Origin of the sequence: Pseudomonas sp. IT-P100, from assembly GCF_949767185.1 — a bacterium.
Lineage (GTDB): Bacteria > Pseudomonadota > Gammaproteobacteria > Pseudomonadales > Pseudomonadaceae > Aquipseudomonas > Aquipseudomonas fluorescens_B.
On the sequence record NZ_CATKQK010000056.1, the window covers coordinates 222,677 to 241,458 of the forward strand.

Genomic DNA, 18,782 nt, shown 5'->3' on the forward strand with positions numbered 1-18,782 from the left:
GACGAAGTGCACATTGTTGCGCCACTTAGCGATGTCTGACGGATGTGCTAGGGAATAGAAATGAAAACGTAGAGTAAGCCATGTCCGACCACGATATTTTGAGTGACGCCGAGCGCGAGGCGCTGAGTGCCGTCATGCTGGAACCCGACTTGCCACCGCAGCGGGTGCTGATCGTCGATGATGACAAGGACGCCCGGGAGCTGCTCTCGGAAATCCTGGGTCTGGATGGCATTCGTTGCATGACTGCGGCCAGCGGCGAGACAGCCCTCAAGATGTTGAGCGAGAAGCCCTCCATTGGTTTGGTGATCACTGATCTGCGGATGGGCCAGGTTGATGGCCTGGAGTTGGTTCGTCAGGTGCGTGAGTCAGTACGGGCAGCCATGCCGATCATCATCGTTTCGGGCGATGCCGACGTGAAGGACGCAATTGCTGCGATGCATTTGAGCGTGGTGGATTTTCTGCTCAAGCCCATCGATACCGGCAAATTGCTGGGGTTGGTCAAGCATGAGTTGGGGATGGATTCGTGAATTGTTAGAGGATCAAAAGATCGCAGCCTTGGGCAGCTCCTACAGGGGACTGAGTACACCTGTAGGGGCTGCCGAAGGCTGCGATCTTTTGACTTTGCTTTAAACAAAAAAGCCCTGATCTTTCGATCAGGGCTTTTTCATTATCCGGTATCACCGCTCAGTTACAGGCCATTGGCAGCCTTGAACTCGCGACGACGACGGTGCAGGACCGGCTCGGTGTAGCCGTTCGGCTGTTTGGTGCCTTCAACCACCAGCTCGACCGCCGCCTGGAAGGCGATGTTGCTGTCGAAATCCGGCGCCAGCGGACGGTACAGCGCGTCATTGGCGTTCTGACGGTCAACCACCGGCGCCATGCGCTTGAGGCTTTCCATCACCTGCTCTTCGGTGACGATACCGTGACGCAGCCAGTTGGCGATGTGCTGGCTGGAAATCCGCAGCGTGGCGCGGTCTTCCATCAGGCCGACATCGTTGATGTCCGGCACTTTCGAGCAGCCCACGCCCTGGTCGATCCAGCGCACCACGTAACCGAGAATGCCTTGGGCGTTGTTGTCCAGTTCGTTCTTGATCTGTTCCGCGGTCCACTGCGGGTTTACCGCCAGCGGGATGGTCAGGATGTCGTCCACCGAAGCGCGGGCACGTTTGGCCAGTTCCGCCTGACGGGCGAACACGTCGACCTTGTGATAATGCAGCGCATGCAGCGCAGCCGCCGTTGGCGAGGGAACCCAGGCGGTGTTGGCACCGGCCAGCGGGTGAGCGATTTTCTGTTCGAGCATCGCTGCCATCAGGTCCGGCATGGCCCACATGCCTTTACCGATCTGCGCGCGACCTTGCAGGCCGGTGCTCAAACCGATATCGACGTTCCAGTTCTCGTAAGCGCCGATCCACTTCTCAGCCTTCATGTCCGCCTTGCGCACCATCGGGCCGGCTTCCATGGAGGTGTGGATTTCATCGCCCGTGCGGTCAAGGAAACCGGTGTTGATGAACACCACGCGCTCGCTGGCCGCCTTGATGCACGCCTTGAGGTTGACCGTGGTGCGGCGTTCCTCGTCCATGATCCCGACTTTCAGCGTGTTGCGCGGCAGACCGAGTACGTCTTCGATGCGACCGAACAGCTCGTTGGTGAACGCGGCTTCTTCCGGGCCGTGCATCTTCGGCTTCACGATGTAGACCGAGCCGGTGCGGCTGTTCTTGCGCGAGCTGTTGCCGTTGAGGCTGTGGATCGCTGCCAGGCTGGTGATCAGACCGTCGAGAATGCCTTCCGGCACTTCGTTGCCGTCTTTGTCGAGGATCGCGTCGATGGTCATCAGGTGACCAACGTTGCGCACGAACAGCAGCGAGCGACCGTGCAGGCTCAGTTCCTTGCCATCAACGCCGGTGTAGGTGCGGTCGGCGTTCATGGTACGGGTAAAGGTCTTGCCACCCTTGGAGACTTCTTCCGACAGGTCGCCCTTCATCAGGCCGAGCCAGTTGCGGTAGATCACCACTTTGTCATCGGCATCGACGGCGGCGACGGAGTCTTCGCAGTCCATGATGGTGGTCAGCGCGGCTTCCATCAGGATGTCTTTGACGCCGGCCGCGTCGGTCTGGCCGACCGGGGTGCTGGCGTCGACCTGGATTTCGAAGTGCAGGCCGTTGTTCTTCAGCAGGATCGCGGTGGGTGCCGCTGCATCGCCGTGAAAACCGATCAACTGCGCGTCGTTGCGCAGGCCGCTGTTGCTGCCGCCTTTCAGGGCGACCACCAGTTTGCCGTCAACGATCTTGTAGCCGGTGGAATCGACGTGGGAGCCGGCGGCCAAAGGCGCGGCTTCGTCGAGGAAGGCGCGGGCGAAGGCAATCACCTTGTCGCCACGAACCTTGTTGTAGCCTTTGCCTTTTTCCGCGCCGTCAGCTTCGCTGATCGCGTCGGTGCCGTAGAGCGCGTCGTACAGCGAGCCCCAGCGGGCGTTCGAAGCATTGAGCGCGAAGCGGGCGTTCATCACCGGCACCACGAGCTGCGGGCCGGCCATGCGGGCGATTTCGTCATCGACATTTTGCGTCGTTGCCTGGAAATCGGCCGCTTCTGGCAGCAGATAACCGATGTCTTGCAGGAAGGCTTTATAAGCCACGGCGTCGTGCGCCTGCCCAGCACGTGCTTGGTGCCAGCCATCGATACGAGCCTGGATATCATCGCGTTTGGCGAGTAGGGCTTTGTTCTTCGGCTCCAGGTCGTGAATGACCTTGTCGGCACCGGCCCAGAATTTGTCGGCGGTGAGGCCGGTTCCGGGAATGGCTTCGTTGTTCACGAAGTCGAACAGGACTTTGGCGACCTGCAGGCCACCGACTTGAACGTGTTCAGTCATTGCTTGCCTCACTCTGCTCAGCTATTTCGCTTTTCAGCTCTTCAAATTAACAATGAAGCCTCTGGCTATTTAAACCACAAACCCCTTCCACCAGTACATGCCATTTCGGGCGGCTGGGATGGAACCGATCAACGGCGTTGAGGCCTTGCTGATAGGGCTTTCAGGGCTGCGACCGCGCCTGTGGCAGACATCGATCCAACGTTATGTAGTGCGCGCTGCGGCATACTACATGATGAATTGCGGTTGTGAAAATTAGACTAATTACGTCGTTCTGCGACCCCGTGACGCATTGCAGTCACGTCGGGGATGGGGATGTTCTCAAAAAAGTATGAGATTGTTCCAGTTAAATATAAGAAGTTGTACACGATTTATGTGTGGGCGTCGGGTCCGGTGGTGAATTCATCGCGGGCAAGCCCGCTCTCACAGGATTGTGCATAACCTTGCCCGCGATGAGGCGGATCCGCATGACGCTGAATCCGGGTCTGCCCAAAGCATCGGTCAACCGTTGCCTATACTTGCCTTTCTATAACAAAAGTCATGACCAGAGGGCTGCGCCATGGACCACCTCGTACTCACTGTTTTCGCGCCGGACAAACCTGGGCAGGTCGAGCGCATCGCCCAGTGCATTGCCGAGCACGGCGGTAACTGGCTGGAAAGCCGTATGTCACGCATGGCCGGGCAGTTTGCCGGGATTCTTCGGGTAGGCGTGCCGGCCGAGGCCTACGAGAAATTGGTCGATGCCCTGCAGGCGTTGTCGGCCCATGGCATTCGCGTGCTGATTGCCGAAAGCGGCATCGAACAATCCTGCACCTGGAAACCGATTGCCATGGAGCTGGTGGGCAACGACCGCCCGGGGATCGTGCGCGACATCACGCGTCTGTTGAGTGAGCAGGGGGTCAACCTGGAACGACTGGTTACGGAAGTGCGCCCGGCGCCGATGAGCAGCGAGCCGCTGTTCCACGCTGAAGCGATTCTCGCCGTGCCGCTGACGCTTTCTCTGGATGTGTTGCAGTCGCGCCTGGAAACCCTGGCGGACGATTTGATGGTGGAATTGGTCCTGCGCAGCGAACCCTGACAGGGTTATCCAAGTTATACGTGCACCTGCCTGTGGATAACCTGTAGAGACACCCCGCCAGCCCACGCCGGCCGGGCGTCTTCAGGAACTGATCAAAAAACCATCAGATTCAACGAGTTGCACACAAACGCCGGGGATCACGCTGTGGATAACCTTGGGAAGGATCGATGCAGGCCACGAAATACGTGGCCTGTAGAAGTTCGTACGATTTTTGATCAGCTGCGACGGCGCAAACTTATCCACGCATCGACGCTATAAACCGCAAGCCCGGCCCAGATAAAGATAAACGCCACCAGCGTGCTGGACGACAAGTGTTCGCCAAACAGCAGTACGGCTTGCAGCAGCACCAATGTCGGCGCCAGGTACTGGAGGAATCCCAGCGTTGTGTAGGGCAAATGCCGTGCGGCGGCGTTGAAACACACCAGCGGCACAAGGGTTACCGGCCCGGCGGCAACCAGCCACCAGGCTTCGCTAGTCGTCCAGAACTCGGGCTGAGCGCTCATGGCCGTCTGATTGAATAACAGCCAGGCAATGGCAATCGGCACCAGCATCCAGGTTTCCACCACCAGACCGGGCAGGGCTTTGACTGGCGCCTGCTTGCGGATCAACCCGTAGAAACCAAACGTCAACGCCAGCACCAGCGATACCCATGGCAGGCTGCCGACTTGCCATACCTGTTGCGCCACACCGACTGCGGCCAGCCCCACGGCGATCCATTGCATGCGCCGCAGCCGTTCGCCGAGGATCAACATGCCGAGCAGCACGTTCACCAACGGGTTGATGTAGTAACCGAGGCTGGCTTCGAGCATGCGCCCGTTGTTCACCGACCAGACATACGTCAGCCAGTTGGCCGCGATCAGCGTGCCGCTCAGCGCGAGGATCGCCAGCCGTTTCGGGTTTTCACGCAGCTCGCGCCACCAGCCCGGATGCTTCCATACCATCAGCAGCAAGGCGCCGAACAGCGCAGACCAGAGCACGCGATGGATGATGATCTCCACGGCGGGCACGTTGGCGATGGCTTTGAAGTAGATCGGGAACAGGCCCCAGATGATGTAGGCACTCAGGCCCAGGATGTACCCGCGACGCGGGTTGGCGGCTTGCATGCAGAATCCTTGCTTAGGCAGCTAACTAAAGAAGGGGATTGTAAGGAGATTTGTCTACGAATGTCCCGTCCGAAAACGTCGGGCAATTGTGAACACAATCCCTGTGGGAGCGAGCTTGCTCGCGATGGCGGTGTATCAGCTTGCATCGGTGTTGCATGTGCTGCCGTCATCGCTAGCAGGCTAGCTCCCACAGGGATTTTTGGTGTGTCAGAAGAGTTTGAGGGGTTCTTCGTTGAGGGCGGCGAGTTGCTCACGCAACGCCAACACCTGATCGCCCCAATATCGTTCGGTGCCAAACCACGGAAAACTGTGGGGGAACGCCGGGTCGTCCCAGCGACGCGCCAGCCAGGCGCTGTAGTGCATCAGGCGTAACGCGCGCAGCGGCTCGATCAACGCAAGTTCTCGTGGGTCGAAGTCGTGAAATTCGTTGTAACCGTCCATCAATTCCGACAACTGAACGAGACATTCCTGACGATCGCCGGCCAGCATCATCCAGATGTCCTGCACCGCCGGGCCCATGCGGCAGTCGTCGAGGTCAACGATGTGGAACATCTCGTCGCGGCACATCATGTTGCCGGGGTGGCAATCGCCGTGCATGCGGATGTTCTGGTGCGGCGTGGCTTTGTAGACCTCTTCGACGCGCTTGAGCAGGTCGCGGGCCACAGATTCGTAGGCCGGCAGCAGGCTTTTGGGGATGAAATTGCCTTCGAGCAGCGTCGTCAGCGAATCGTGACCAAAGTTCTTCACGCCCAGTGCTTCGCGGTGTTCGAAGGGTTTTGTCGAACCCACGGCGTGCAGGCGGCCGAGCAATTGGCCCAGCCGATACAGCTGATCGAGATTGCCCGGCTCCGGGGCGCGCCCGCCACGGCGGGGAAACAGGGTGAAACGGAAGCCGTGGTGTTCGTGCAGGCTGGCGCCGTTGTGAATCATCGGCGCCACCACCGGCACGTCGCACTCGGCGAGTTCGAAGGTGAACTGGTGTTCTTCGAGAATCGCTTCGTTGGTCCAGCGTTGCGGGCGGTAGAACTTGGCGATCAGTGGCTCGGAGTCTTCGATGCCGACCTGATAGACGCGATTTTCGTAGCTGTTGAGCGCCAGGATGCGCGCGTCGCTGAGAAAGCCGATGCTTTCGACGGCATCGAGCACGAGGTCTGGGGTGAGGGTTGCAAACGGGTGGGCCATGCTGACTCCTGCGCGCAGCAGGCTGCCGCGTCCGGCCAAGCATGGTAGCGCAGACGGGCTTACTTTAGTGTTAAGGCTTGAGATGAGTGGTGTTGCCATCGCTAGCAGGCTAGCCCCACACTGGATCTGCGACACTTCGCAAGTCCCCTGTGGGAGCTAGCTGCCTGCTAGCGATAGGGCCCGGTCAGGCGCCGACGATCCCGCCATCCTCACGGGAAATCGCCATCACCGAAGACCGCGGCTTGCCATTCGGCAAATGCTCAGGGAACGTCGATCCACCGTTTTCTCCCGGATGTTGAATCCCTACAAACAGGGTTTTTTGATCTGGTGAAAAGCTGATCCCCGTCACCTCGCAACCAATCGGCCCGACCATGAACCGACGAATCTCCCCGGTCACCGGGTCGGCACACAGCATCTGGTTATTGCCCATGCCGGCAAAATCACCGGTATTGCTCGAATCGCCATCGGTCAGAATCCACAACCGCCCAGCCTTGTCGAAACCCAGGCCATCCGGGCTGTTGAACATGTTCTGTGGCGTGATGTTCGACGAACCGCCCTTCGGCGTGCCGGCGTGGACACCCGGGTTGCCGGCGACCACAAACAGATCCCAGGCAAAGCTTTTTGAACCGTGATCATCACGGTCGGTGCGCCAGCGCAGAATCTGCCCGTACACGTTCTTCTCGCGAGGGTTGGGCCCGCCCACCGGTTGACCGTCTTCGCCGCGCTTGGCGTTGTTGGTCAGTGTGCAATAGACCTGGCCATCCATAGGGCTGACGACGATCCATTCCGGACGGTCCATGCGCGTGGCTTTCACCACCGTGGCCGCGAGGCGCGCGTGAATCAGCACCTCTGCCTGACTGGCAAAACCGCTGCTGGCGTCGATGCCGTTTTTGCCGTGGGTCAGCTCGATCCACTCGCCTTGGCCTTTCGGGTGATCGGCATTGCCGTCGCCTGCGTCGAAGCGCGCCACGAACAAGGTGCCGTGGTCCAGCAGGTCGCGATTGGCTTTCGGGTTTTTGTGGTTGATCTTGTCGCGGCTGACGAACTTGTAGATGAACTCGCCGCGCTCGTCGTCGCCCATGTACACCACGGCGTGGCCGTCATGGGTTTCGGCCAGGGCAGCGTTTTCATGTTTGAAACGGCCGAGTGCGGTGCGCTTGACCGGGGTCGATTGCGGATCGAAAGGGTCGATTTCCACTACCCAGCCGTGACGGTTGAGTTCGTTGGGGTTTTTTGCCAGGTCGAAACGCTCGTCGTGCGGGTGCCAGTTGATCTCTTTACTGGCGGCTACCACACCGTAGCGTTTCTGCGCGGCGTCGAACTTCTGTTCGGCGTTGCTGCTGCCGAAGCAGTCGGTGAAGTTCTCTTCACAGGTCAGGTACGTGCCCCACGGCGTCTTGCCGTTGGCGCAGTTCTGGAAGGTGCCGAGCACATTCTTGCCGTGTGGGTCGGCGCTGGTTTTCAACAGGTCATGACCGGCAGCGGGACCGCTGAGGGTGATCGGTGCATTGCCGTGAATGCGCCGGTTGTAGCGCGAGCCCTGGACGAATTGCCATTGGCCGTTCTTGCGCTGTACTTCGATCACCGACACACCTTCGCAGGCCAGCGCCTTGCGTACTTCTTCCTTCGATTGCGGCATGCCGCCGTGCGGGTAGAGGTAGCGGTAGTTGGTGTATTCGTTGTTGATCGCCATCAACGCCCGGTCTTTCTCACCCGGAAACTCGAACAGGCTCATGCCGTCATTGTTGTCGCCGAACTGCACTTCCTGTTGCTCGGCGCTGCCGTTACCGCTCGGGTCGAATGCCGGACCGTTCTTTTGCAGGGGCTGGCCCCAGCTGATCAGCACCGAAGACTTGTAGCCCGGCGGCAGGGTAATGGCATCGCTGGTGGCGGCGGGGATGCTGTCGAAACCCAACAGTTTGCTGGTGCCGGCGCTGACGCTGGCCGCGAGCACGCTGCGACTCAGCAGGTTGCCGCCGAGGAACATGGCTGCGCCGCACAGGGCGCCCGCGCTGATGAAGCCACGACGGCTGAGGCCGACCATGTTCTCGAGGTCGGTGTTTTGATTGTCTTCTAATAGGCTCACATCAGGCTCCCTGCGGGTTTTTGCAGTCACCTTAAAGAGCATTAATGACGCTTGTGTTTCAAAGCGGTGTACCGAGCAAAACGTTTGATGGCGCAAATTGCACCCGTACCGGTTTATCGGTGGCGAGACCGAGGGTTTTCAGGTGCAGCGGCTCGGCCAGTGCGCACAACGTCTGGCCATTGGGCAGGCCGATGCGCACTTCGCTGGGGCCGTCTTCGGCATCGAGGATTTCTTCGATGATGCCGGTCAGGTCATTGTGTCCTGGCGTTGCAGTGTCTTCGATGGCCAGCAAGTCGAGCCAGCCCGCCTTGATCAGGGCGACGACTTCGGTGCCGGGTTCCAGCTCCAGGCGCACGGTGCTGTCGTGGGTGATCTGTGTATCGATGGCCAGGCCTTCGGCCAGTTCAAGACGAATCAGGTCGTTGCGCCCCTGAGCTTCAATCGCCACGACCTTGCCGTGCAATTGATTGCGTGCACTGGTTCTGAGCATCAGGCGGCCGAGCAGGTCCAGGTCGCTGGCGTCTTCGGCGGCTTCCAGCACCTGAGCCTGCAGCGTTTGCAGTTTTTGATACAGGCGCAATACGCGTTGGCCTTCGCTGGATAGCTTCGCGCCACCGCCGCCCTTGCCGCCGACACTGCGCTCCACCAGTGGTTTCTGCGCCAGGTTGTTCAACTCGTCGATGGCGTCCCACGCGGCTTTGTAACTCAGGCCCGCGCTTTTCGCGGCGCGAGTGATCGAGCCTTGTTCTGCGATGTGCTGCAGCAACGCGATGCGCTGCGGGCGACGGACAATGTGCTGGGACAACAACGTGGGCAGGGACATGACGGGGGCGCTTTGGCTGGTAACGTGGCTAGGACGTTGGCGGCTTGGGCTGTGGGAGTCAAGTCGGTCTCGCTCCCGCAGGGTTTGTGTTCTTGAGTCAAACCGCGTCGCCGGGTCTGGGCGTGCGTGCCAGGCAATAGACATCGACCCGCGAGGTGCCCGCATCCATCAGCAGGCGTGCCAGGGCCTGGGCAGTGGCGCCGGTGGTCAGTACGTCATCGACCAGCGCCACGTGACGCCCCTTGACCACCGCTTTGGGCATCAGGGCAAAGGCGTTACGCAGGTTCTTTTTGCGAGCCTCGGCTTTCAGGTCTTGTTGCGCGCTGGTGTCCTGAATCCTCTTGAGCAGTTGCTCGTCGCAGGGGATATCCAGGCTCGCGCTCAACCATCGGGCCAGCATTGCGGCCTGATTGAAACCCCTTTGACGCAGGCGCTTGGTTGCCAGCGGAACCGGGACCAGCGCATCTGGCCGCTCCAGCGCTTCATCGAAGCGATGTTGCAGGAATTGAGCGAAAAGTTCGCCAAGCAGGTTGCCAAACGGCCACTTCGCGCTGTGTTTGAAACGGGTGATCAGGCTGTCGACTGGAAAGCTGTAGGTCCACGGGGCGATCACCTGTTCGAAGGAGGGCGGCGCCTTCAAACACTGGCCGCAGGTCATTCCCGCCGCGGGCAAGGGCAGGGCGCAGGTCTGGCAGTGATCGCCAAGCCACGGCAGGTCGGTTTCACACGCCATGCAGATCGGCGTCGCTTCATCCGCCGTTTCGCTGCAGAGCAAACAGTTTTGTTTGTTTTTTAACCAGATGTAAACCGGTCCTTTGTATCGTGGTTGACAGCGCATCGCTCTTCCTTAAATATGCCGAACATCCGTGTCGCGTCTGTGGGTATTCCAGTCCCCAGTCGCTTGCCAAGCATAATCAAGGAAACGCCCATGAGCGCCAGCACCTCTGCAACTCTGCGTCATGACTGGTCTTTGGCCGAAGTCAAAGCACTCTTCGTTCAGCCATTCAACGACCTGCTGTTCCAGGCGCAGACCGTGCACCGCGCGCATTTCGACGCCAACCGGGTACAAGTTTCGACGCTGCTGTCGATCAAGACCGGCGCCTGCCCGGAAGATTGCAAATATTGTCCGCAGTCCGGTCACTACAACACCGGCCTGGAAAAAGAAAAGCTGATGGAAGTGCAGAAGGTCCTCGAAGAGGCCGCTCGCGCCAAGGCCATCGGTTCGACCCGTTTCTGCATGGGCGCGGCGTGGAAACACCCGTCGGCCAAAGACATGCCGTACGTGCTGGAGATGGTCAAGGGCGTGAAAGCCATGGGCCTGGAAACCTGCATGACCCTCGGCCGTCTGGATCAGGACCAGACCGAAGCGCTGGCCAAGGCCGGCCTCGACTACTACAACCACAACCTCGATACCTCACCGGATTTCTACACCAGCATCATCACCACCCGCACTTACAGCGAACGCCTGCAAACCCTGGCTTACGTTCGTGACTCGGGGATGAAGATCTGCTCCGGTGGCATCCTCGGCATGGGCGAAACCCTCGATGACCGCGCCAACCTGCTGATCCAGCTGGCCAATTTGCCGGAGCACCCGGAATCGGTCCCGATCAACATGCTGGTGAAAGTCGCCGGTACGCCGCTGGAAAACGCCGAAGACATCGACCCGTTCGATTTCATCCGCATGCTCGCCGTCGCGCGCATCCTGATGCCGCAATCCCACGTGCGCCTGTCCGCCGGCCGCGAAGCGATGAACGAGCAGATGCAGGCCCTGGCGTTCTTCGCCGGTGCGAACTCGATTTTCTATGGCGACAAACTGCTGACCACCGCCAACCCGCAGGCCGACAAGGACATGCAACTGTTCTCGCGCCTGGGCATCCTGCCGGAAGCGCGTGAAGAGCATGCGGACGAAGTGCATCAGGCGGCCATCGAGCAGGCGCTGGTGGAGCAGAAGAGTAGCGAGATGTTTTACAACGCTGCTGTTTGAGGCTTCACCGAAACCTTTTGAATGCAACAATCTGTGGGAGCGGGCTTGCCCGCGATAGCGATTCATCAGTCGACATCTATGTTGAATCTGATGCCATCATCGCGGGCAAGCCCGCTCCCACAGGTTCTGCGATACAACATCTGACTTCCTAATCGCGAGGCCTGCATGTCGTTCGATCTCGCCGCACGCCTTGCTGCCCGTCGTGCCGAAAATCTCTACCGCCAACGCCCATTGCTCCAAAGCCCTCAAGGCCCGGAAGTGGTGGTCGATGGCCAGCCGTTGCTGGCGTTCTGCAACAACGATTACCTGGGCCTGGCCAATCACCCGCAAGTGATCGAAGCCTGGCGCGCCGGGGCGTCCCGTTGGGGTGTCGGCGGCGGTGCTTCGCACTTGGTCATTGGCCACAGCACGCCACATCATGAGTTGGAAGAAGCGTTGGCTGACTTGACTGGCCGCCCGCGTGCGTTGCTGTTCACCACCGGTTACATGGCCAACCTCGGCGCGGTGACCGCGCTGGTGGGGCAGGGCGATACGGTGCTCGAAGACCGCCTCAATCACGCCTCGTTGCTCGATGCCGGCCTGTTGTCCGGCGCGCGTTTCAATCGTTATCTGCACAACGACGCCGCGAGCCTGGCCAGTCGTCTCGAGAAAGCCACCGGCAATACGCTGGTGGTCACCGACGGCGTGTTCAGCATGGACGGCGACATCGCCGACCTGCCAGCACTGGCCCGGGAAGCGAAGGCCAAAGGCGCGTGGCTGATGGTCGATGATGCCCACGGTTTTGGCCCGCTGGGCGCCAACGGTGGCGGGATCGTCGAGCATTTCGGCCTGAGCCAGGACGACGTGCCGGTGCTGGTGGGCACCCTCGGCAAAGCGTTCGGCACCGCAGGCGCTTTTGTTGCCGGCAGCGAAGAACTGATCGAGAGTTTGATCCAGTTCGCTCGTCCGTACATTTACACCACCAGCCAACCGCCTGCCCTGGCCTGCGCAACGCTGAAAAGCCTGGAACTGCTGCGCACCGAGCATTGGCGTCGTGAACATCTGAACGTCCTGATTCGTCAGTTCCGGCAAGGCGCCGAGCAGATCGGCCTGGAGCTGATGGACAGCTTCACGCCGATCCAGCCGATCATGATCGGCGACGCCGGGCGTGCGGTGCGTCTGTCGCAAATGCTGCGCGAACGCGGATTGATGGTGACTGCGATCCGCCCACCGACCGTGCCCGCCGGCAGCGCCCGACTGCGTGTGACCCTGACCGCCGCGCACAGCGAAGCGCAGGTACAGCTATTGTTAAAGGGACTGGCCGATTGTTTTGCACAACTGGGACCGGAGCCAAGCCATGCGTGATCGTCTGATTCTGCTACCTGGCTGGGGGCTCGGGATTTCACCGATGGAGCCGTTGGCCGCTGCGTTGCAAGGGCTGGACGAACATCTGCGCGTCGAGATCGAGCCACTGCCGGAGCTGGAATCCAGCGACCTTGAAGAATGGCTTGATGAACTGGATTCGACAATCCCGCAAGACGCCTGGCTTGGCGGTTGGTCCCTCGGCGGCATGCTCGCTGCCGAGTTGGCGGCCCGACGCGGCGATCGTTGCTGCGGCTTGCTGACCCTGGCGAGCAATCCTTCGTTTGTCGCCCATGAGCAATGGCCGAGCGCCATGCCCGGCGAGACCTTCGACGCGTTTCTGGCCGGATGCAGCGCCGATCCGCGCATGACGCTGAAGCGCTTTTCGCTGCTCTGCGCTCAAGGCGCCGAAGACCCGCGCGGATTGTCGCGGCTTTTGCTCGGTGGCGCGCCCCACACCTCTGCTTCTGTATTGATGAACGGCCTGGAGCTGCTTGCGCAACTGGATACCCGTCAGGCGTTGCAAGCATTCCGCGGCCCGCAACTGCATTTGTTCGCCGGTCTCGACGGGCTGGTGCCGGCCGAGGCCGCGGGGGATTTGCTGGCGCTGTTGCCGGATGTCGAAATCGGCCTGATTGAACAGGCCAGCCACGCATTTCTTCTGGAGGACCCGCACGGAGTGGCGGGTGCGATCCAGGCCTTTTTGCATGAGTCCGGTGATGACTGATTTATCCCTCCCGCTTCCCCTTCCAAAGCAGCCCGGCGACTTGCCGGACAAGCGCCAGGTGGCGGCGTCCTTTTCCCGGGCGGCGGCCAGCTATGACAGCGTTGCCGAATTGCAGCGTGATGTCGGCAGCCAGCTGTTGAGCCGTTTGCCGGCCGATTTTGTGCCCGGTCGGTGGCTCGATCTTGGGTGTGGCACCGGGTATTTCAGTCGTGTACTGAGTGAGCGTTTCCCTGCCAGTCACGGCGTGGCACTGGACATCGCCGAAGGTATGCTCAATCACGCGCGCCCATTGGGTGGGGCCACGCATTTCATCGCCGGCGATGCGGAACGACTGCCCTTGCAGGATTCGACCTGCGATCTGATCTTCTCCAGCCTGGCGGTACAGTGGTGCGCGGACTTCGCTTCGGTGCTCAGTGAAGCCCATCGGGTGCTGAAACCGGGTGGAAAGATTGCATTTGCTAGTCTTTGCGTGGGAACACTGTCAGAGCTGCGTGACAGTTGGAGGCGCGTGGATGGCATGGTGCACGTCAACCGCTTCCGCGAGTTCGGGGCTTATCAACAGCTGTGCGCGGCCAGCGGCTTGAAGGTCGCGAGTCTGCAAACCCGTCCTCATGTGCTGCATTATCCGGATGTGCGCAGCCTGACCCACGAACTCAAGGCGCTGGGTGCGCACAACCTGAATCCCGGGCGGCCGGGCGGTTTGACCGGCAGGGCGCGGATTCTCGGCCTGGTCGAGGCTTATGAGCAGTTTCGTCAGGCCGAAGGACTGCCGGCGACTTATCAAGTGGTGTATGCCGTTTTGGAGAAACCCTTATGAGCGCAGCTTATTTCATCACCGGTACTGACACCGATGTCGGCAAGACCACTGTGGCGGCGGGTTTGCTGCATGCCGCGCGGTCGGCGGGCCTGAGTACGGCGGCGGGGAAACCGGTTGCTTCGGGGTGCGACGTGACGCCCAAGGGTTTGCGCAACGCCGATGCGTTGGCGTTGCTGGCGGAATGCTCGGTGCCGCTGACGTATGCACAGGTCAACCCGGTGGCGTTCGAACCGGCCATCGCACCGCATCTGGCGGCGCGCGAGGCGGGTGTGGCGTTGACGGTGCAATCCTTGTTGGCACCGATGCAGAAGATTCTGGAAATGCGGGCGGATTTCACCCTGATCGAAGGCGCTGGTGGGTGGCGCGTGCCGTTGGCGGATCAGGACAACCTGTCGGACCTGGCCAGGGCGCTGGATCTGCCGGTGATACTGGTGGTCGGCGTGCGATTGGGGTGCATCAACCACGCGTTGCTGACAGCCGAGGCGATCGCGCAGGACGGTTTACAGCTGGCGGGTTGGGTGGCCAACATCATCGATGCCAAGACAGCGCGCCTTGAAGAAAACCTTGCCACACTTGCCGAGCGTATCCCTGCACCGTGTCTGGGGCGAGTGCCGAAACTCAAGCTGGTGACAGCGGAGGCGGTGGCGGAACACCTTCAGCTGGATTTGCTGGACTGAGGTTTCATGCAATGGTTTTGCCTATGACAAGGCACTGTGCCATTAGTGTTTTTGTCGGGTGTTTTGCACGTGCGTCTGTTTCAATGGCCGCTGTTGATCCTTCGTAGGACGAGTTCTCCCATGGAAATCTCAGGAAATACCGCTTTTTATGCCGGTCTGAGCACTATTCAGACAGGGCAGAACCGTGTCGATCAGGCTTCCGGGCAAATCGCCAACAATACAATCGAACGCTCGGTGACCAGTCAGTCCTCCGAGGCTCAGGTCAATCGCCTGCGTTCGGTCGATCGCAGTCAAGAGTCTGACCTCGCCAGCAACATGGTCGAGATGGCGCAGGGCAAGTTTCAGGTCGAGGCGGGCGTGGCAGTCGCCAAGGCTTCCGATGAAATGCTCGGTACGTTGATCGATACCTTCGCCTGATCACCCGCTGAATAAGCCTGTCCAACGCCGCGACCTTTCGCGGCGTTTTTGTGCGTAAGTCCTTCTCCCCTAACTAAACTTTCAAATACGGCGTGTTGCCTGGGCAACGGCGCGTGGTTGCTGTGCGCCCGGGATTTGCGCAGAGCGATGACGAACGGCAAAAGATCGATGCTTGACAAGATTTGGGCGTAAACGTATGTTTCAAACAACTGTTTGACCGTCACAACAAATAACCACGGTCGTTCATTCCCGGTTACATCAGCAGAGGTTTATCGCTATGCCTGACTACAAGGCCCCCTTGCGTGATATTCGCTTCGTTCGTGACGAACTGCTCGGCTACGAAGCGCACTATCAGAGCCTTCCGGCTTGTGCAGACGCAACTCCGGACATGGTTGACGCCATTCTCGAAGAAGGCGCCAAGTTTTGTGAGCAGGTGCTGGCTCCGCTGAACCGCGTGGGTGACACCGAAGGCTGCACCTGGAGCGAGTCCGGCGTTAAAACCCCGACCGGTTTCAAAGAGGCCTACAAACAATTCGTCGAAGGCGGCTGGCCGAGCCTGGCCCACGACGTAGAGCACGGCGGCCAGGGCCTGCCAGAGTCTCTGGGTCTGGCTGTCAGCGAAATGGTCGGCGAAGCCAACTGGTCGTGGGGCATGTACCCAGGCCTGTCGCACGGCGCGATGAACACCATCTCCGAGCACGGCACGCCTGAGCAACAACACGCCTACCTGACCAAACTGGTATCTGGCGAATGGACCGGCACCATGTGCCTGACCGAACCGCATTGCGGCACCGACCTGGGCATGCTGCGCACCAAGGCCGAACCTCAGGCCGACGGTTCCTACAAAGTCTCCGGCACCAAGATCTTCATCTCGGCCGGCGAACACGACATGGCCGATAACATTGTCCACATCGTACTGGCCCGTCTGCCGGATGCACCGGCTGGCACCAAAGGCATTTCGCTGTTCATCGTGCCGAAGTTCCTGCCCAACGAAGACGGCTCGATCGGTGCGCGTAACGCCGTATCCTGTGGTTCCCTGGAACACAAAATGGGCATCCACGGCAACGCCACTTGCGTGATGAACTTCGACGCGGCCACCGGTTTCCTGATCGGCCCGGCGAACAAAGGCCTGAACTGCATGTTCACCTTCATGAACACCGCACGTCTGGGCACCGCGCTGCAAGGTCTGGCCCACGCCGAGATCGGCTTCCAGGGCGGCCTGAAATACGCTCGCGATCGTCTGCAAATGCGCTCCCTGACTGGCCCGAAAGCGCCGGAAAAAGCCGCTGACCCGATCATCGTGCACCCTGACGTACGCCGCATGCTGTTGACCATGAAAGCGTTCGCCGAAGGCAACCGCGCAATGGTTTACTTCACCGCCAAGCAAGTCGACATCGTCAAGTACGGTGTGGACGAAGAAGAGAAGAAGAAAGCCGACGCGCTGCTGGCGTTCATGACGCCTATCGCCAAAGCCTTCATGACCGAAGTCGGTTTCGAATCCGCCAACCACGGCGTGCAAATTTACGGCGGCCACGGCTTCATCGCCGAGTGGGGCATGGAGCAGAACGTTCGCGACAGCCGCATTTCGATGCTGTACGAAGGCACCACCGGCATCCAGGCACTCGACCTGCTGGGCCGTAAAGTGCTGATGACTCAAGGCGAGGCCCTGAAAGGCTTCACCAAGATCGTCCACAAGTTCTGCCAGACCAACGAAGGCAACGAAGCCGTTCAGGAATTCGTCACACCGCTGGCTGCAATCAACAAGGAATGGGGCGAGCTGACCATGAAGGTCGGTATGGCGGCCATGAAAGACCGCGAAGAAGTCGGCGCGGCCTCCGTGGACTACCTGATGTACTCCGGTTACGCCTGCCTGGCTTACTTCTGGGCAGACATGGCGCGTCTGGCAGCCGAGAAACTGGCGGCCGGCACCAGCGAAACGGCGTTCTACACCGCCAAGCTGCAGACCGCGCGCTTCTACTTCCAGCGCATCCTGCCGCGTACCCGCACGCACGTTGCAACCATGCTGTCGGGCGCCAACAACCTGATGGACATGAAAGAAGAAGACTTCGCACTGGGCTACTAAGCCTTAACGCGCCCTTCTAAAAAAAACCGCTGCTCCTTCGGGAGTGGCGGTTTTTTTTTTGAAATCGGCTCGGGTGGAAAAAGAACCGTGGTCGAGGCCGTTTCCCTGTCTTTTACACGACCCTTGATGGGGGAACCGCGCATGACTGGGTGCCCGGATAGAAGTCATTAACGCGGCGTCAAAAAAACCTTATCAAATCACTCAGAAAATCAGGGGTACTGCCGTTAAAGTAGTGGGCACAATGCCATCTATAGACATGACGGGTCGGAGCTTTACCCTTGCCGCGTTCTTCCGCTGTACGTTTCAGCCATTTCCTACCGTCACTTCTGCTGTTGATTGCGGGGTTGGCGGCTGCCTATGTCAAGGATCTGAACGTCTTCTTCACGTCGCTGTTCAACGTCTTGCCGACCCTCGTTTTGTTGCTCGGTGGCGCTTACTGCGCGGTTTATCGACGTCAGCGCGAGCTGTTCCTGATGGTCACGGTGTACATCGCCTACTACCTGCTCGATACCCAGACCGACTATTACCGCGACAACGGTAAGGTGCGCGAAGACGCGGCTGTGGTTTTTCACCTGTGTTGTTTACTGCTTCCGCTGCTGTTTGGTGTGTTCGCGGCGTGGCAGGAACGCACCCATCTGTTCCAGGACATGGTCGCCCGTTTCGCGGTGTTGCTGGCCGTTGGCAGTGTGGCGCTGGGACTGGAACAAAGTTACCCGCAGGCGTTGCTGATGTGGCTGTCGGAAATCCGCTGGCCCGCGCTGCATGGTGCCTGGATGAGCCTGATCCAGCTGTCCTACCCGGTATTCATCGCCTCGTTCCTGCTGCTGAGCTGGCAATACTGGCGTAATCCGAGACCCTTGCACGCGGCACAACTGGTGGGTTTGCTCGGGTTGTTCTGGGCGTTACCGAAAACCTTCATCCTGCCGTTCACCCTGAACATCATGTGCAGCCAGGTGATGTTGATGATTGCCGCGGCGGTTGCCCATGAAGCCTATCAAATGGCTTTTCGCGATGAGCTCACCGGTCTGCCCGGGCGTCGCGCCTTGAACGAGCGCATGCAGCGCCTGGGGCGCAATTACGTACTGGCCATGAGCGACGTCGACCACTTCAAGAAATTCAACGACACCCACGGCCACGATGTCGGTGATCAGGTGCTGCGCCTGGTGGCCAGCAAGTTGTCGAAAATCGGCGGTGGAGGTAGGGCTTATCGCTATGGCGGTGAGGAATTTGCACTGGTGTTTGCGGGCAAGACACTCGAGGAGTGCATGCCGCACCTGGAAGTCATCCGCGAATCGATCGAGACCTACAACATTCAACTGCGTAACCAGGACAGTCGTCCTCAAGACGATCAGCAGGGGCGTCAGCGTCGTTCCGGTTCCGCGGCCACGAGTGTATCGGTCACCGTCAGCATCGGCGTCGCCGAGCGGGTGGATCAACGTAACCCCGAAAAAGTGCTCAAGTCTGCCGATGAGGCGCTCTACGCTGCCAAAGGTGCCGGACGAAACTGCGTGGTGGCTTACGGGCAAAACCGTCGTGGCGCGGTGCGCATGGACACTGCTGCGGGTTGAGTGATGATGACGCATTCAGCGTCTGGACTGTGA

Annotated in this window: 16 protein-coding genes; 10 read left to right on the forward strand and 6 right to left on the reverse strand. The window is 60.0% G+C overall.

The window, feature by feature from the left end:
• Positions 1–80: 80 nt before the first annotated feature.
• Positions 81–527: a response regulator gene (locus ACM6IQ_RS26405; protein ID WP_414880208.1), complete on the forward strand. Its 447-nt coding sequence runs from the start codon at positions 81–83 to the stop codon at positions 525–527.
• A gap of 161 nt (positions 528–688) precedes the next feature.
• Here the strand turns inward: ACM6IQ_RS26405 and ACM6IQ_RS26410 are convergent, their stop codons facing one another.
• Positions 689–2,866 (reverse strand): malate synthase G, encoded by a 2,178-nt coding sequence (locus tag ACM6IQ_RS26410; RefSeq protein WP_414880209.1) that lies wholly within the window; start codon positions 2,864–2,866, stop codon positions 689–691.
• A gap of 556 nt (positions 2,867–3,422) precedes the next feature.
• Between ACM6IQ_RS26410 and ACM6IQ_RS26415 the strand changes: the two genes are divergently transcribed.
• Positions 3,423–3,941: a glycine cleavage system protein R gene (locus ACM6IQ_RS26415; RefSeq protein WP_017341159.1), complete on the forward strand. Its 519-nt coding sequence runs from the start codon at positions 3,423–3,425 to the stop codon at positions 3,939–3,941.
• 215 nt (positions 3,942–4,156) lie between these two features.
• On the opposite strand, the gene rarD is transcribed toward ACM6IQ_RS26415, so the two are convergent.
• The 5 genes from rarD to ACM6IQ_RS26440 form a co-directional block, all read right to left on the reverse strand.
• The gene (gene rarD, locus ACM6IQ_RS26420) at positions 4,157–5,044 is read right to left on the reverse strand and encodes an EamA family transporter RarD (RefSeq protein ID WP_017341158.1); all 888 of its coding nucleotides are present in this window, start codon (positions 5,042–5,044) and stop codon (positions 4,157–4,159) included.
• 207 nt (positions 5,045–5,251) lie between these two features.
• Entirely contained in the window at positions 5,252–6,226 is a 975-nt protein-coding gene (locus tag ACM6IQ_RS26425; RefSeq protein ID WP_017341157.1) for a serine/threonine protein kinase, read from the reverse strand.
• A gap of 184 nt (positions 6,227–6,410) precedes the next feature.
• Complete coding sequence (locus ACM6IQ_RS26430) at positions 6,411–8,312, reverse strand: PhoX family protein (protein WP_414880210.1); 1,902 nt, start codon at positions 8,310–8,312, stop codon at positions 6,411–6,413.
• A 58-nt stretch (positions 8,313–8,370) separates the two neighbouring features.
• Complete coding sequence (locus ACM6IQ_RS26435) at positions 8,371–9,135, reverse strand: TOBE domain-containing protein (RefSeq protein ID WP_017341155.1); 765 nt, start codon at positions 9,133–9,135, stop codon at positions 8,371–8,373.
• Positions 9,136–9,232: 97 nt separating this feature from the next.
• A complete protein-coding gene (locus ACM6IQ_RS26440) occupies positions 9,233–9,973 on the reverse strand; it encodes a ComF family protein (protein ID WP_414880211.1) in 741 nt (246 codons plus the stop codon).
• A gap of 90 nt (positions 9,974–10,063) precedes the next feature.
• Here ACM6IQ_RS26440 and bioB point away from each other — a divergent pair, with 90 nt between their 5' ends.
• From bioB to ACM6IQ_RS26480, 8 genes are all read left to right on the forward strand, one after another.
• The gene (gene bioB, locus ACM6IQ_RS26445) at positions 10,064–11,119 is read left to right on the forward strand and encodes a biotin synthase BioB (RefSeq protein ID WP_017341153.1); all 1,056 of its coding nucleotides are present in this window, start codon (positions 10,064–10,066) and stop codon (positions 11,117–11,119) included.
• Between the two features lie 165 nt (positions 11,120–11,284).
• On the forward strand, positions 11,285–12,463 hold the full coding sequence (gene bioF / locus ACM6IQ_RS26450) for an 8-amino-7-oxononanoate synthase (protein ID WP_414880212.1): 1,179 nt from the start codon (positions 11,285–11,287) through the stop codon (positions 12,461–12,463).
• On the forward strand, positions 12,456–13,187 hold the full coding sequence (locus ACM6IQ_RS26455) for an alpha/beta fold hydrolase (RefSeq protein ID WP_017341151.1): 732 nt from the start codon (positions 12,456–12,458) through the stop codon (positions 13,185–13,187). The genes bioF and ACM6IQ_RS26455 overlap by 8 nt, the downstream gene beginning before the upstream one ends.
• Positions 13,180–14,004, forward strand: a complete 825-nt coding sequence (gene bioC, locus ACM6IQ_RS26460; protein ID WP_414880213.1) for a malonyl-ACP O-methyltransferase BioC — start codon at positions 13,180–13,182, stop codon at positions 14,002–14,004. The genes ACM6IQ_RS26455 and bioC overlap by 8 nt, the downstream gene beginning before the upstream one ends.
• A complete protein-coding gene (gene bioD, locus ACM6IQ_RS26465; RefSeq protein ID WP_017341149.1) occupies positions 14,001–14,681 on the forward strand; it encodes a dethiobiotin synthase in 681 nt (226 codons plus the stop codon). The genes bioC and bioD overlap by 4 nt, the downstream gene beginning before the upstream one ends.
• A gap of 120 nt (positions 14,682–14,801) precedes the next feature.
• Positions 14,802–15,098, forward strand: a complete 297-nt coding sequence (locus tag ACM6IQ_RS26470) for a hypothetical protein (protein ID WP_017341148.1) — start codon at positions 14,802–14,804, stop codon at positions 15,096–15,098.
• A gap of 277 nt (positions 15,099–15,375) precedes the next feature.
• On the forward strand, positions 15,376–17,181 hold the full coding sequence (locus ACM6IQ_RS26475) for a phenylacyl-CoA dehydrogenase (protein ID WP_017341147.1): 1,806 nt from the start codon (positions 15,376–15,378) through the stop codon (positions 17,179–17,181).
• A 278-nt stretch (positions 17,182–17,459) separates the two neighbouring features.
• Positions 17,460–18,749, forward strand: coding sequence for a GGDEF domain-containing protein (locus ACM6IQ_RS26480; RefSeq protein WP_414880214.1), 1,290 nt, complete (start codon positions 17,460–17,462; stop codon positions 18,747–18,749).
• The last annotated feature ends 33 nt before the right edge of the window (positions 18,750–18,782 follow it).

What these genes read in the sequence shown, in the direction of transcription:
- ACM6IQ_RS26470 (WP_017341148.1), top strand. Translation starts at nt 14,802, where the DNA reads ATGGAAATCTCAGGAAATACCGCTTTTTATGCCGGTCTGAGCACTATT.
- ACM6IQ_RS26410 (WP_414880209.1), bottom strand. Translation starts at nt 2,866, where the DNA reads ATGACTGAACACGTTCAAGTCGGTGGCCTGCAGGTCGCCAAAGTCCTG.
- bioC (WP_414880213.1), top strand. Translation starts at nt 13,180, where the DNA reads ATGACTGATTTATCCCTCCCGCTTCCCCTTCCAAAGCAGCCCGGCGAC.
- bioD (WP_017341149.1), top strand. Translation starts at nt 14,001, where the DNA reads ATGAGCGCAGCTTATTTCATCACCGGTACTGACACCGATGTCGGCAAG.
- bioF (WP_414880212.1), top strand. Translation starts at nt 11,285, where the DNA reads ATGTCGTTCGATCTCGCCGCACGCCTTGCTGCCCGTCGTGCCGAAAAT.
- ACM6IQ_RS26415 (WP_017341159.1), top strand. Translation starts at nt 3,423, where the DNA reads ATGGACCACCTCGTACTCACTGTTTTCGCGCCGGACAAACCTGGGCAG.
- bioB (WP_017341153.1), top strand. Translation starts at nt 10,064, where the DNA reads ATGAGCGCCAGCACCTCTGCAACTCTGCGTCATGACTGGTCTTTGGCC.
- ACM6IQ_RS26475 (WP_017341147.1), top strand. Translation starts at nt 15,376, where the DNA reads ATGCCTGACTACAAGGCCCCCTTGCGTGATATTCGCTTCGTTCGTGAC.
- ACM6IQ_RS26425 (WP_017341157.1), bottom strand. Translation starts at nt 6,226, where the DNA reads ATGGCCCACCCGTTTGCAACCCTCACCCCAGACCTCGTGCTCGATGCC.
- ACM6IQ_RS26405 (WP_414880208.1), top strand. Translation starts at nt 81, where the DNA reads ATGTCCGACCACGATATTTTGAGTGACGCCGAGCGCGAGGCGCTGAGT.
- ACM6IQ_RS26440 (WP_414880211.1), bottom strand. Translation starts at nt 9,973, where the DNA reads ATGCGCTGTCAACCACGATACAAAGGACCGGTTTACATCTGGTTAAAA.
- ACM6IQ_RS26435 (WP_017341155.1), bottom strand. Translation starts at nt 9,135, where the DNA reads ATGTCCCTGCCCACGTTGTTGTCCCAGCACATTGTCCGTCGCCCGCAG.
- ACM6IQ_RS26455 (WP_017341151.1), top strand. Translation starts at nt 12,456, where the DNA reads ATGCGTGATCGTCTGATTCTGCTACCTGGCTGGGGGCTCGGGATTTCA.
- rarD (WP_017341158.1), bottom strand. Translation starts at nt 5,044, where the DNA reads ATGCAAGCCGCCAACCCGCGTCGCGGGTACATCCTGGGCCTGAGTGCC.